This is a genomic window from Gemmatimonadota bacterium, from assembly GCA_009835325.1.
Lineage (GTDB): Bacteria > JAAXHH01 > JAAXHH01 > JAAXHH01 > JAAXHH01 > JAAXHH01.
This window is the reverse complement of record VXWP01000059.1, coordinates 17,990-31,241: the sequence shown is the minus strand read 5'-3', so window position 1 is coordinate 31,241 and position 13,252 is coordinate 17,990. Positions and strand designations below refer to the sequence as shown.

At 64.0% G+C, this 13,252-nt stretch carries 15 protein-coding genes and 1 pseudogene; 7 read left to right on the top strand and 9 right to left on the bottom strand.

Annotation, left to right across the window (positions count from 1 at the left end; all coding sequences use genetic code 11):
* Positions 1-15: 15 nt before the first annotated feature.
* The 3 genes from rph to F4Z81_07365 are packed head-to-tail and all read left to right on the top strand — an operon-like array spanning position 16 to position 2,379.
* Positions 16-738 (top strand): ribonuclease PH, encoded by a 723-nt coding sequence (gene rph / locus F4Z81_07375; GenBank protein MXW04873.1) that lies wholly within the window; start codon positions 16-18, stop codon positions 736-738.
* Between the two features lie 9 nt (positions 739-747).
* A complete protein-coding gene (locus tag F4Z81_07370) occupies positions 748-1,344 on the top strand; it encodes an XTP/dITP diphosphatase (protein ID MXW04872.1) in 597 nt (198 codons plus the stop codon).
* Positions 1,345-1,386: 42 nt separating this feature from the next.
* Positions 1,387-2,379: a glycoside hydrolase family 5 protein gene (locus tag F4Z81_07365; GenBank protein ID MXW04871.1), complete on the top strand. Its 993-nt coding sequence runs from the start codon at positions 1,387-1,389 to the stop codon at positions 2,377-2,379.
* Between the two features lie 4 nt (positions 2,380-2,383).
* On the opposite strand, the gene F4Z81_07360 is transcribed toward F4Z81_07365, so the two are convergent.
* Together F4Z81_07360 and F4Z81_07355 are read right to left on the bottom strand one after the other, a co-directional pair.
* Positions 2,384-4,315: a hypothetical protein gene (locus F4Z81_07360; GenBank protein MXW04870.1), complete on the bottom strand. Its 1,932-nt coding sequence runs from the start codon at positions 4,313-4,315 to the stop codon at positions 2,384-2,386.
* A 126-nt stretch (positions 4,316-4,441) separates the two neighbouring features.
* Positions 4,442-4,837, bottom strand: a complete 396-nt coding sequence (locus tag F4Z81_07355) for a hypothetical protein (GenBank protein MXW04869.1) — start codon at positions 4,835-4,837, stop codon at positions 4,442-4,444.
* 25 nt (positions 4,838-4,862) lie between these two features.
* On the opposite strand from F4Z81_07355, the pseudogene F4Z81_07350 reads away from it, so the two are divergent.
* Positions 4,863-4,946 (top strand): annotated as a pseudogene (locus F4Z81_07350) (50S ribosomal protein L25).
* 125 nt (positions 4,947-5,071) lie between these two features.
* Here F4Z81_07350 and F4Z81_07345 read toward each other — a convergent pair.
* The gene (locus F4Z81_07345) at positions 5,072-5,806 is read right to left on the bottom strand and encodes an HAD family hydrolase (protein MXW04868.1); all 735 of its coding nucleotides are present in this window, start codon (positions 5,804-5,806) and stop codon (positions 5,072-5,074) included.
* On the bottom strand, positions 5,782-6,501 hold the full coding sequence (locus F4Z81_07340; protein ID MXW04867.1) for a 1-acyl-sn-glycerol-3-phosphate acyltransferase: 720 nt from the start codon (positions 6,499-6,501) through the stop codon (positions 5,782-5,784). Before F4Z81_07340 ends, F4Z81_07345 begins: the two co-directional genes overlap by 25 nt.
* A 192-nt stretch (positions 6,502-6,693) precedes the next feature.
* Here F4Z81_07340 and F4Z81_07335 point away from each other — a divergent pair, with 192 nt between their 5' ends.
* The 3 genes from F4Z81_07335 (at position 6,694) to F4Z81_07325 (ending at position 9,327) form a co-directional block, all read left to right on the top strand.
* Entirely contained in the window at positions 6,694-8,178 is a 1,485-nt protein-coding gene (locus tag F4Z81_07335; GenBank protein MXW04866.1) for a DUF2851 family protein, read from the top strand.
* 6 nt (positions 8,179-8,184) lie between these two features.
* On the top strand, positions 8,185-8,460 hold the full coding sequence (locus F4Z81_07330; protein ID MXW04865.1) for a hypothetical protein: 276 nt from the start codon (positions 8,185-8,187) through the stop codon (positions 8,458-8,460).
* An 81-nt stretch (positions 8,461-8,541) separates the two neighbouring features.
* Positions 8,542-9,327: a hypothetical protein gene (locus tag F4Z81_07325; protein MXW04864.1), complete on the top strand. Its 786-nt coding sequence runs from the start codon at positions 8,542-8,544 to the stop codon at positions 9,325-9,327.
* Positions 9,328-9,335: 8 nt separating this feature from the next.
* Here the strand turns inward: F4Z81_07325 and F4Z81_07320 are convergent, their stop codons facing one another.
* Genes F4Z81_07320 through F4Z81_07300 form a run of 5 tightly spaced genes read right to left on the bottom strand, consistent with a single transcriptional unit; the run spans position 9,336 to position 13,237 of the window.
* Positions 9,336-10,364: a DUF993 family protein gene (locus F4Z81_07320; protein MXW04863.1), complete on the bottom strand. Its 1,029-nt coding sequence runs from the start codon at positions 10,362-10,364 to the stop codon at positions 9,336-9,338.
* The gene (locus tag F4Z81_07315) at positions 10,361-11,020 is read right to left on the bottom strand and encodes an endonuclease III (GenBank protein ID MXW04862.1); all 660 of its coding nucleotides are present in this window, start codon (positions 11,018-11,020) and stop codon (positions 10,361-10,363) included. Before F4Z81_07315 ends, F4Z81_07320 begins: the two co-directional genes overlap by 4 nt.
* Positions 11,017-11,640, bottom strand: a complete 624-nt coding sequence (locus tag F4Z81_07310) for a UbiX family flavin prenyltransferase (GenBank protein MXW04861.1) — start codon at positions 11,638-11,640, stop codon at positions 11,017-11,019. The genes F4Z81_07315 and F4Z81_07310 overlap by 4 nt, the downstream gene beginning before the upstream one ends.
* Positions 11,637-12,350: a ubiquinone/menaquinone biosynthesis methyltransferase gene (locus tag F4Z81_07305; protein MXW04860.1), complete on the bottom strand. Its 714-nt coding sequence runs from the start codon at positions 12,348-12,350 to the stop codon at positions 11,637-11,639. The genes F4Z81_07310 and F4Z81_07305 overlap by 4 nt, the downstream gene beginning before the upstream one ends.
* Entirely contained in the window at positions 12,347-13,237 is an 891-nt protein-coding gene (locus tag F4Z81_07300; protein MXW04859.1) for a 4-hydroxybenzoate octaprenyltransferase, read from the bottom strand. Before F4Z81_07300 ends, F4Z81_07305 begins: the two co-directional genes overlap by 4 nt.
* Between the last annotated feature and the right edge of the window lie 15 nt (positions 13,238-13,252).

Here is a 13,252-nt window from a genome sequence, read left to right as displayed (position 1 = left end):
GAAGCAGTGACGCCTGTGTCCAGGATCGATGGCCGGGAGACCGACCAGTTGCGTCCCGTCGAGATCCGGCGCAACTACCTTCGGCACGCTGAGGGATCCGCACTGATTTCCATGGGCGGAACGACCGTGCTTTGTTCAGCGAGCGTGGATGAGAGCGTCCCGCCTTTTCTGAAAGGGAGCGGCAGGGGCTGGGTCACGGCGGAATACGGCATGCTGCCGCGAAGCACGAACACGCGGGTGTCCCGCGACGGCCGGCGCGGCAGCGTCTCCGGGCGCACGCAGGAGATCCAGCGGCTCATCGGGCGGTCGCTCCGCGCCGTATTCGATCTGGACGGCCTGGGTGAACGGTCCATCCTCATTGATTGCGACGTCATCGAAGCCGACGGGGGAACCCGGACCGCGTCGATCACTGGCAGTTTCGTGGCGCTTCGCGACGCAGTGTCCTGGCTTTCGCGGCAAGGGCTGATCGATCGCGACCCCGTCCGTGACTCGGTCGCCGCCATCAGCGTAGGCATCATCGGCGGCGTGCCCATGCTTGATCTGTGCTACGACGAAGACTCCACGGCGGACGTCGACATGAACCTCGTCATGACCGGCGACGGCGACCTGGTGGAAATCCAGGGCACCGCCGAGCACCACCCCTTCTCAACGGATCAGCTGGCCGCCATGCTCGACCTCGGCAAACAGGGCGTAAACCGGCTGATTGACCTTCAGAAACAGGCGCTGGCCCGGGACTAGACCACGAACATGACCCTCGTCCTGGCCACGCGCAACCCGGGTAAGATCTCCGAGATCAAGGCTTTGCTTCCCGGCATGCGGGTCGCGCCGGCCGCGTCTTTTGCCGGCTGTCCCGAGCCGGAAGAGTCGGGCCGAACCTTCGAGGAGAACGCCCTCATCAAGGCGCGGACCGTCTCGTCGTACACCGGAAGAACCGCGCTGGCGGACGATTCAGGCCTGGAGGTGGACGCCCTGGACGGGGCGCCCGGCGTACACTCGGCACGGTACGCCGGCAGGGACGCCACCGACCAGGACAACATCCGGCGTCTGCTCGACGCCCTGGACGGGATCACCGACGCCGACCGCACGGCCCGTTTTCGATGCGTCGTGGCGGTCGTGGTTCCCGACGGACGCACCTGGACCGCGGTAGGGGCCTGTGAGGGCCGGATCCTTCAGGCGCCGCGGGGCGACGCGGGGTTCGGCTACGATCCGCTGTTCGTGCCCGCGGGCTACGAAAACACCTTCGCCGAACTGGACGCGGAGGAGAAAAACCGGATCAGCCACCGGGCCCAGGCGCTTCGACGGATCGCGGACGTGCTGGAGGCCCTTGCGGATCTTCCGGACTGAAGGCGCAGCCCGACGTTCGTGCAAGAATCGGAAAGGCATGTCATGACCAGATGGTCCACAGAAAAAGCCCACGCATGGTACCGTGACACAGGCGTCATACGCGGTTGCAACTACCTGCCGCGCACGGCCGTGAACATGACCGAGATGTGGCAGGCGCTTACTTTCGACCCGGAAACCATCGACCAGGAACTGGGCTGGGCCGCCGCGGCGGGCTACAACAGCGTGCGGATCTTCGTGCAGTACCTGGTCTGGGAAGACGACCCCGAGGGTCTGAAGGAGCGGATGGACCGGTTCCTGTCCATCGCGTCTCGGCACGGTATCAGCACCATGGTCATCCTCTTCTGCGATTGCTTCTTCGGGGGACGCGACCCTTACCTGGGACCCCAGGACGGCCCGGTGCCCGGCGTGCACAACAGCCAGTGGGTGCCGAGTCCGGGGTTCGAACGCCTGGCCGACCGGGACACCTGGCCGGGTCTCGAGCGCTACGTGAAGGACATCGTGGGCCGCTTCGGATCGGACCCGCGCGTGCTGGTGTGGGACCTGTACAACGAACCGGACGACGACCTGCGGAGCCAGCCGCTCGTCGAGGACGCCTTCACCTGGGCGCGGGCTGTCGACCCCATGCAGCCGCTCACCACGGGGCCGTGGATCTGGAACGCCTTCGAAGATGATCTCTCCGCATTGCTGTTCGAGCTGTCCGACGTCGTCACCTTCCACTACTACGGGGCGGCCGAAGACATCGGTCCCAGCCTCGCCCGGTGCAATGCGCACGGCCGGCCCGTGATCTGCACCGAATGGCTGCGGCGGCACCACGGCAACACCTTCGCGGAGATGCTTCCCGTTTTCGCGGAAAACCGGATCGCCTGGTACAACTGGGGGCTCGTGGCGGGGAGGACGCAGACCTACCTGGCCTGGGAGTCGAAGCAGGGCGATCCCACCCCGGCGGTCTGGCAGCACGACATGATGCATCCCGACGGCACCCCGCTCGACCCAGGGGAGCTGGACCTCATCCGCCGGTTCGAATTCACCGGATGATCGCTCAGGCGGTTTCGTACCGAGGCCGGTTTACGTACCGGGCCATCTCCAGGTCCAGGTGGATCCGGGTGGCCGGTGGCAGCACCACGCGTAGACGCGAATCGTCGACCCGCAGCGACTGGCGGAGTACAGAGGCCTTCGGCGCGGCGTAGGCGCCCGTGGCGCCGGGGTACGGCGTGTCGGTCGCATCGTAAGAAGCACTGCGAAAGGCGTGCTCGGACAGGGCGCCGGCCTGCAGGACGACCCGCCTGGTTTCCGCGGGGTGCAGATTGACCAGGTGCACGCCCACGCTGGACGGTTCGATCCGGTCCACGAGGGCGGCCGTGTCGGCCGGCAGCCCCGGTCGTTTGCGGTCGGCGTCAAAGTAGCGCAGCCGCGCGTTGGGGATGCCGCCGTAGTAGATGACCTGGGGACATCCCATGGTGAGCTGCACGAGGGCCTCGGTGGTCACGGGCTGCAACTGCTGCCACAGATGAATGCCCGGTCCGGCTTCCAGATCCGAATCATCGGCGCGGATCTGTGCCAGCCGATGGCAGACCAGGGCGTGGGCGGCCGCCAGCATCCGTTCAGGGTAATCCGGATTCTCTCCCCGCAGGTAGAGCAGCCAGGGCTCGTCGTGATGCATGTCGCCCTTGTCCCTGAAGGGCACCACGGCCGACCAGTCGTAGCCGCTGCGCTCGCGCAGGAAATCCATGCGCGCCCGGTCCTCGTCGGCCTCCGACACGTTCCACACGTTCAGGGGATAGGTCACGGGCATGGGCTGGTAATCCATCCAGCCCTGGTCGCCGTAGCGGTACGGCGTGAGGAAGGTCCGCCGGTCGGGACCAAGGCTGCGGTCGACACCGATGTAGTGATCCCGTATGCTGATCTGGGCTGCCATTTCGTCGAAATCCGCGTCGATTCCCTCCTCCAGCACGCGGTCGATCATGCCCCGCGGCAGATCGAACCAGCCGGCGTCCCCGGAGAGCAGGTAGGCGTTGTTGGCCGAGGTGATGGCGGCGAACCCCAGGTTATAGAACCCGTGGGGCCACGTCCAGCCGTACAGGCCGCCGTACCATTTCCCGTTGTGCAGGGCTCCCACGCGCCCGTCCAGTCCCACGTTGTCCGGCATGAGCCCGCCGTTCTCCCGGGCCCGGTCCAGCCAGGCCCCGGCATACTCCAGCAGCCAGTCCCGGTACTTGTCGTCGCCGGTCATCAGATAGGCATTCATGATGAGTCCGTTGACGCTAAGGTTGTTCGCCACGTCGCCCTCGCGGAACCGCTCGGCCATGGCCCTGCCCATGGCCCGCGCCTTTGCCGGGTCCTGGAGATCGTCCACGTGCGTGATCCCCGGTACGTCACTCAGCGGCAGGCCGTAGACCCGCATGCCGGCGCCGGGATTGTACGTAAGCCCGCGGTCGTCCTCGCTCATCCCCCAGGCGGGTCCACCGCTGCCGTTGTGGGGCGCCCGGATGATGCGATGCACCGGATCGTAGTTCATTGCGTCGGGGAATTCGTTCAGGTAGAAGCCGGCGAACCGCCTGGCGCGGTCGTGCAGCTTGGGATTGGCGGGGTCGGCAAGGCAGAGATGGTAGAAGTAGATGTAGCTCTCGCTCTGGTGAAACTGGTCGTATCCCCGTTCATACTCCCGGTAGATCCGCCCGAATCGGGACAGCTGCCGGGTGATGGCGTCCCAGTGCCGGTCCGCCGCCTCCAGCAGATGGTCGCCGCCACCCAGGCTGTAGCACTGGGCGAAATTGGTGAAGGCTTCGTAGAAATCATCCATCCCGTCCCGGCTACCGGACCAGGTATCCGCCCAGATCAGCGACCCGTCCGGGCGGGTGTACTTCTCGATGTAGGGATGGACCGCTTCGTCTATCGTGTCGATGAGCTTGCGTTCGAGGATCGCCCACGGCGGCGTGATCTCGTAGTGGACGCTTGCCGTTACGGTGTGCATCGATAGTTCCGTTCGTTCAGTGGAGGAAACACCGGCCAGCCGGACCGCCCGGGCCAGCCGAACCGCCCGGGCCAGCCGGACCGCCCGGGCGATCATTCGGCGACCGGATGGATCCCGCGCGGTCGATCAGGGCACATCCGAATCCGCCGGCGCCGCCACGCCTACCTGCACGATGCGCGCCTGGTCCACCCCGGCCGCACCCACGTACTTGAAGACCATGCCGTCCAGTTCACGGGGCATGAAATTCTGGTCGACGACAGACTGGCTGCCGGTCAGCAGCGCCGCGAACGGCGCCGCCTGGGATTCGTCGTCCGGGTCGGTGGGGAAAGCGAACTCCACTCCGGGGACATTCGTATACACCACCCGGCCGGTCTCGTCGCTTACCCAGAATTCACTGATGGCGGACCCATCGGCGACCGAGGCCAGTGCGCCGTTAATCTCCTCCGTGCTCATGCCCGCCTTTACCGCGGCCGCCACGAAGTGCGCCGTCAGCATAGCTTCGGCGGCCATGTGATCCGACAAGAGGCCATCCGTTTCCGTGCCGGATGCCGCACCCGCATCCGGGGCCGTCGCGTCCGCATCCGGGGCAGCCGAGCCCGCATCCGAGGCAGCCGCGCCCGCATCCGGGGCCGTCGCCGTCACTTCTACGGGTGGGGTATCTTCCGCGCAGCCGGGCACGAAGAGGGCGATGCATAGGGCCAATTGCCAGATCTGGGGTGAACGTCTCATTTGACATAATCTCCTTGCAAAGGTGATTTAGTTACAGGCGTCAAGACCGATGACCAGGTCCGACAGCTCCCTGAGATCGGAAACGACCAGGTCACACAAAGCGTCATCGGGATCTTCCACCTCTCCTTTCCTCATGTAGACCGTCATCATACCGGCGTTCCTGGCGCCGGCTATGTCGTGCTCCATGCTGTCCCCCACGAAAACGGACTGGTCGGGCGCGGTGTTCAACCGGGACAGCGCCTGCCGAAATATGCGGGGGTCCGGCTTGGCGATGCCCACTTCCCCGGAAACAAACACCACTTCGAAATACCTCGACGCTTCCAGGGCTTCGATTTTGTCTCGCTGGGATTTAGAACCATTGGTGATCACGGCCATGGGGTGCTTTCTGGTCTGAAGGCATCTCAACAGCGTCTCGGCTCCATCTGCCCAGGTGGTGTAGGTTGCGAGCCTGCTGCGCATCAGCTCTACGAAGACCGTAGCCGGCATGACCGGACGCTCACCGAATAGATAGTCGTGGATCGCGACCTTGCTGCCCCGCCCTCCCCGATCGAGGCCGCGCAGCATGTCCATGCGTTCGGACCAGGGGGTTCCTTCCGGCTCAAGGTCCGGGAAGTATGTAGTCAACAGAAACGTAAAGAACCGGTCTCGCGCCCGGTCTCGGTCGGCCAGGGTGTCATCGAGATCGAACAGGACCGCGTTGCCTGCTTTGAAAACCGAGCCCGCCGGGCGCGCCATCCCTACCGGCCTTCCCGCCGCAGGCATTCTTCGACGGCCTCCCGCGCCTGCTCGGCCAACCCGCGCCGGTCCTTCGTCGTATAGCCTTCGGTCGCGATGGGCCTGCCGATACGCACGGCGACCTGCGCGTCCGGCCGGATTCTCAAACTGCCGCGGACGAGGATGTCGAAGCTGCCGGATATCCCCACGGGCACGACGGGCACGCCGGATTCTATGGCCAGCAGGAAAGCGCCGGCCTTGAAGGGCTGCAGTTCGCCGGTCCGCGTTCTCGTGCCTTCCGGGAAGACCACCGCGGGAAATCCTTCCTTGATTTGCCGGGCCGCCTTCTTGAGACTCCGCATGGCCTTCTTCGGATTGGTGCGGTTGATGCTGATGTAGCCGGCCAGCCGCATGCACCATCCCAGGACCGGAATGTGGAACAGGGAATCCTTGGCGATGATCCTGAACTGGATGGGCAGCGAACCGAACAGGATGGGTATGTCCGCCGCGCTCGCATGATTGGAAACCAGCACGCACGGCTGCTCCCCGGGGATATTGTCCAGCCCTTCCAGGCGGACCGGCACGCGGCCCACCCACAACAGGGTTCGCGCCCACCAGCGGGCGAACCAGTGGACCAGACGTCCCGAAGGATTGAATGGGGACAGCAACATGGCCGACAGCCCGAACAACAGGGTGAAGACCAGCACGCTGATGATCTGCAGGATGGAATAGGCTGCGGTCACGCGGTCACCGGACTCGTGAGATTCGGATGAACGTGGCGCTTTCCGGCTTCAAACCGGATTATAACCCAATCGCCAGAAAAAACCAGTGCCATTTGTCTGATGTCCCGGACAACCGAAGGGCCGCACATCGCCTTCGGACTGCGACATGCGAGACTGATGATGTTCTTCCGACTATTGGGTTAGAGACCAGGCATGAAAGAACTAGCTGAAACAGGTAATATGCTTCAAATAGCCGATTCGGATATCGCAGAAGCGCTCATCTGGCATCTGTGGCAGAGGGAACTGTCGCGGACGGGGCGGACCGGGCAGTCCGGAAGACTCCGGCTCACCGACGGCCGAACACTCAGGGTCCATCATCCCGGCACCTTGAATCCCGACAGCGGCCCCGATTTCCTCCAGGCGGTCCTGTCCTTCGGACCCGGGAAGCGCCTCAGGGGAGACGTGGAAATCCATATCAAACCCGCCGACTGGCGGCGGCACGGCCATACGAATGACCCGCTTTACAACAATGTCATGCTGCATGTCGTCCTGTGGCACGACGAGAAGCTTCCGGCCGTCAGGAAACAGAACGGGCAGTACGTCCCCACACTGGTGTTATCCGAGCACCTCAGGCACGGCCTGGACCGGATACAAAAACAATACCGGCTAAAAACGGAGGACCCGGCCCCTGCCAGCTACCCCTGCCAGAACCTGATGAAACTGCTGTCGGTCGAGCGCGTTCACGCGTTGCTGGACCAGAAGGGGTCCGACCGGTTTCGGAAGAAGGCGGCGGAAATGTCCGGGAGGATGAAACAGGTTTCTGCGGAACAGACGCTCTATGAGTACGCCATGCGGGCCGCGGGTTACACGAAGAATACCGATGCCTGCCAGTCGCTTGCCCGGCGCCTGCCCCTGGCGACGATCCGCGCCCAGATCGGCACAGGGGGCGGCCATCGCATCATCGATCTGCAGGCCTTGCTTTTCGGGGCAGCCGGGCTGCTACCCTCACAGCGGCTCTCATACGGCGGCGAAATCCCGGACGACCCGTACGTCAGGGAAATAGAAACGCGCTGGGAAGCCTTCCGCCCGTCCATTCCCGCCCGTCCCATGCGGGAACATGACTGGTTGTTTTTCCGGCTGAGACCCTTTAACTTCCCCACGGTCCGGCTTGCCGCCATGAGTTATTTTATCGCGTCGGGCCTGCGGGATGGCCTGGACACGCTGATCGCCGGTCCGATGACCGCCGGCGCCGACCGGGGATCCGTCGCCTTGCTGCGGCAGACCGCGCGGAAGCTCGAGGCAATGATCCGGCCGTCGCCCGGCGACTATTGGTTGAGACACACGGTGTTCGGGGAGACCTCGCGAACGGCGCGTAAAGCGCTGATCGGCCGCGACCGCCAGCGGGGCATGATGGTCGACGTGGTCCTTCCATTCATCTACGCCCTGGCCGACAGGGACAGCCAGTCGGACCGGATGAACCTCGTCCGGGAAATGTATACTGGTTACGGCCGGCAGGCCAACAACAGCGTGATTCAGGCCATGTCGAACCTGCTTTTCATCGATACGCCTGAAAAAAAGGCCTCCATCGACCGGGCCGTCCTCCAGCAGGGCCTGCTGCAGATCGATCTCGAGACCTGCCGCAACAAGGACTGCGGCCAATGCGTGATGAGCGGATCGACGCACTTCACACGGAGTTGAAGTAACATGGCGGACCCGGAAGGCGTCGAATGCAGGACGGAATTCAAAGGCCATGAAATCAGGGCGTTCAGCACCTGGACCCAGGACGCCCGGCTGTACGTCGACGGAGTCTGCAGGGACCGCAGCATCCGCCGCGTGTCGTTGCGGAAAACGCGTATTTTGAGCACGAATCTGCGGATCGGCACCGACGAACACCGCGTGGAAGTATTTGCCAAAGCGCTGTTGAGCGTTAGATTGCAGTTGCGAATTGACGGCAGGCAGGTAGCCGGTGAGGTTTTCTAGGTAACGACGGACGATCCGAGCTCGAAAACAAGCGGGAACAAGGGCTTGCGGGCAGGATATTTACAAGCGCGGGAGGAGAAGATGCCGGAGACGCAGTGGATGACCTTGATGGAAACTGCGGACATGATGAAGCGGTTGCCCGACCAGGTGACGCAGATGTGCGAAGACGGCAAGCTGGAATACTACGTGGAAGACGGCAGGTACTTCGTGTCCAGGGAATCCATCGACCTGTTCATGCATCCGCCGATCGACCAACCGGCGACGGTGAATCCCGATTCTAACGGTACACTGCGCCGTCAGTACGGCCGGGCGCCCCAAGATATCGAGCCATCACCGGAGTCTTCCTCCGAATCGCAAGCCGGAATCGGTCCGGACGAGGTGAACGCCGCTGGCGGACCAGCGTCTGAAGACGACATGGAAGAAACGTCCGGACGGGGCGACGAAATCGTGGAAACGGCGGAAGACGCCCAGCCCGGGGACGACCCGGCGGTCACGGATCACGAGGAAACGGTCGAAGATCTGGCGGAAACGGCGGAAGACCTGGTAGAAACGGCGGAAGATGCGCAGCCCGCGGAAGATCTGGTGGAAGCGGAAGGCGCGGAAGCTGCGGAAGAACTGTTGGATGCTGAAGCCACGCAGACCACGGAAGCCTCGGAGGACCCCGGCGAACCTGATATGAGGGCGGCGGCGATACTCGCCGACCTGCGCGCCGCGCTCACCAGACATGCCCGGGAACACAAGGCCTTTTGCGATGAGATCGCCGCCCTGGCGGACGCCCTAGAAAGCACGCTTTCGCACGACGACGACAAGACGAGCGAACTGACCCGGGAGATCTCGAGTCTCCTGGCGCGGTACACCCGGAGGTAGCGACCGCTTTAGCCGCAGGGAATGTCCAGGTTTTCGAGGGCTTCCCGCAGCGCTTCCCGGTGCGACTCGTCCCGCCTGAGGGGATTGTCGGGCAGCACGTAGTCCGTGGGGTACCAGCCGCGCATCTTCTTCACCATGGCCGCACTGTGCTTATAGGCCGGCACGGGCGGCTGGAACGCGACCCGTCCCAGGAACTCCATCCGGTTCCCCAGGTCGTGGTACCGCGCAAGGTCGCCGTCCCGCAAGGCATCCCCAAGCGCTCTGAACTTGTCGGGCATGAAGGTCGCGATACCCAGCAGCGCGTCGCTTCCGTTGAAGATCATGGAGGCGAAATCGTAGTCGTTACCCGTGTACAGCTTCTTTCCGATTCGATGGACCTTCCGCAGCAGCACCCATTCCATGGAAGGATCCAGGGACGAGTGTTTCGCGCCCGCCCACTTGTCCCCGGCCAGGATCTCGATCAGCGCATCATCCGGGAACATCCAGCCGTTCGGCGCGAAGACCGGGCTTAGTTCGAATGCCTTCAGGCCGCCGCGGGAGGCTTCTGCCAGCCCCTCGTAGACGTGGATCACGGTAGCGGCGTCCGCGTTTTTCAAACGCTCGGTCTGGAATACGATCGGACTCGCGCCGTAACGGTTCTCCAGCTGCTCTATCTTGGCCTGGTACGCCCGGATGATGTCCTCGATCCCGTCTCCCCGGATCTCGTCCTCTACGTAGACACCCGCGGTAAAAGCCCGCCCGTTCATGACTTCCCGCGTCGTTTCCAACCCCCTGACCTGATCCTCCAGCGTGCAGTGGTTGATCTGGTAGGTATCCATGAGCACCGCGGGTTCTATCCCGTATCCCGCGGTTCTTTCCAGGTCCCGGGCGAATACTTCGAAGTCGATTTCACCTGCTTCGCTCACGGGTACGGACAACGCCGCGATGATATGAGGCGCGCGGCCGAGCCCCCTGGGCGTATTCAGTGATGCTTCCATTGATGCCTCTCCTCTATTAAACCGGATACGCGAAACCGGATACGCGGATTCCGCCGTCATCTGTGTTTCTCCACGCCGACCCGTTCACAGTAGGGCGACAGGCGGCAGCGGCTGCAAAAGGGCGAAACGGGTTTGCACAGGTTCTGGCCATACATGACGAGCAGGTCATTATACCGGATCCAGTATTCGGAAGGCAACTTCTCTCTCAAGGCCCATTCCGACTGGTCCGGATTCCGGGTGGCGATATATCCCCAGCGGTTGGAGATGCGGTGCACGTGGGTGTCGACGCAAATGCCCGGCTTTCCGTAACCGATCGTGACCACGAGGTTCGCGGTCTTCCTGCCCACGCCGGGGAGCGTAACCAGCGTGTCGATCTCGTCCGGCACGGTGCCCCCGTATTCCTCCACGAGGATCCGGCAGATCTGCAGGATGTTGCGCGCCTTCGTGGCATGGAACCCCACGGGATAGATGGCGCGGTCCACGGTCTCCTCGGGCAGGGCCCGCATGGCCGCGGGCGTGTCGGCCAGCCCGAAGAGCCGCTCGCAGGCCGCCGCGGTCGTCTCGTCCTTCGTCCGGAGGCTGAGCACGGTGCCGATCAGTATGCGGAACGGATCGCGCCGGGTCTGCTCCGCCACCAGCGTCAACGCCGTTTCGGTCCACCTGGAAGTCTCGTCCTCAAGGATGGAGATCGCCTGGTGAATATCCCGGTCTTTCATTCCGCGGACTCCCCTTCGCCGGATGGCGCGTCCCAGGGGGTAAAGAGGCTCTGTTCGATGCCGAGCAGGTTCAGCACCCGTCCTGCTATGAAGTCGGCCAGATCGTCGAAACTGGAAGGCTTCTGGTAAAACGCCGGCATGGCCGGCACGATGCGGGCGCCCGCCTCCGCGGCGGCGAGCAGGTTGCGCAAGTGGATGACGTTCAGGGGCGTTTCCCGGGGTACCAGCACGAGGGGCCTGGCCTCCTTGAGCGTGACGTCCGCGGCCCGCTCGATCAGGGAGGAAGAGGTGCCGTGGGCAATGGCTGACAGCGTCTTCATGGAGCACGGTATGACGACCATTCCGTCGGTGCGCACCGACCCGCTTGCGATCGACGCCGCCAGGTCCCCGATCTTGAATTCCGTGAGCGTGCCCTTCCTCACCTGGTCGCCGTAGAGGCCGGACAGTCCGTCCTGCAGGTCGCCGCCCGTTCCCAGACCGGTTTCTTCCCTGAGTACGTACCGGCCGAAGCCGGACAGCACGACGCTGACCCGGTGGCCGCCGGACAACAAAGCCCGCAGGAGCCGGAGCGCGTACAGGCCGCCGCTGGCGCCGGTGACGGCGACGATGACATGTTTCATGACCGCTTGTCTCCCCAGTAGACCGTGGCCACCCCCAGCGTAAGGTCGCGCCAGCCCGTGTCCACGAAACCCGCGTCCTCCATGAGCGTTCGGAAACGCTCCCGTTCAGGAAACGCTTCCACCGAAACCTGCAGGTACCGGTAAGCGTCCGCGTCTCCCGAGATCACGCCGCCGATCCAGGGAATCGCGTGCATGGCATAGAGACGGTACAACAGGCGAATCACCGGATAGCGGGGAACGGAAAGCTCCAGCACCACCAGCCTGCCCCCGGGCTTCAACACGCGCCGGATGCTCCGCAGACCCGCGGCGCGGTCGGTGAAGTTCCGCACGCCAAACGCCACCATCGCGCCGTCGAAGACCCCGGACCGCAGGGGCAGGGCTTCGGCGCTTCCCCCGACGAACCGGATAGCCCGCCGCTCGGGATGCGCCGACTTCTTCCGGCCAATCCGCATCATCCCCATCGCCGCGTCCACCCCCACGATCAACCGCGGCTTCCGACGGCCATTCAGTGCTTCCAACGCCAGGTCGCCCGTGCCGATGCCCACGTCGAGCAGCAGGTCGTCCGCGGACACGTTCAGCGCGCGGACCGCGGCCCTGCGCCACCGGACATCGCCATATCCGCTCAGCAGGCGGTTGAGCAGGTCGTACCGGTGCCCGATGCGATCGAACATGCGCCGGATGTGCCGGGACTTTTCGTCTGCGGTACTCATATCGGCCACAGGATATCGCCCAGCAAGAAAACGAAATAGACGACACTGACCAGGCCATTCGTGTTGAAGAATGCGACATCGATCTTCGAAAGGTCGTCCGGCTTGACGAGCGTGTGTTCGTAAACCAGCATCCCGGTTGCCAGCACGGTGCCGCACACATAAAGCGCGTGCAGATCGAAAACCTGATGGACGGCCAGCAGGAACACGACCGTGGCCGCGTGGAGCAGGCGGGCTGCCATCAAAGCCGGCCGGATCCCGAAGCGGCGGGGTATCGAGTGGACGCCCTGCGCGACGTCGAATTCGTAGTCCTGGCAGGCGTATATTATATCAAAGCCCGCCACCCAGGTCAACACGGCCGCCGCCAGCCAGAGCGGCGCGGGATCGAAGGCGCCGGTCACGGCAATCCACGCGCCTACCGGAGCGATGGCGAGGGCAAGGCCCAGGACCAGGTGAGTGGCCCAGGTGAAGCGCTTGAAATAGGAGTACGACAGGATCACCAGCAGGGCGATCGGCGACAGCCTGAGGCACAGTTCGTTGAGCTGGTAGGCGGAAAAGACGAACAGCGCGCAGCACGCGCCCACGATAAGGGCGACGGCGCGGGGCGCGATCCGTCCCTTCGGCAACGCCCGGTCCCACGTGCGGGGGTTCTTCCCGTCGATCACACGATCGGCGAGCCGGTTGAATCCCATGGCCGCGCTCCGGGCGGACACCATGGCGATGACGATCCACACCAGTTGCAGCCCTTCGATCCCATGACTCCGAGCGGCCAGGGCCACGCCGGCCATAGCGAAGGGCAGTGCAAAAATACTGTGGGAAAGCTTGATCATCCTGCCGAATACGACCACGGATCCGATCGCGGACAGGTGCGATGGCGACTTCTGATTCATAACGTAAAACTTGTG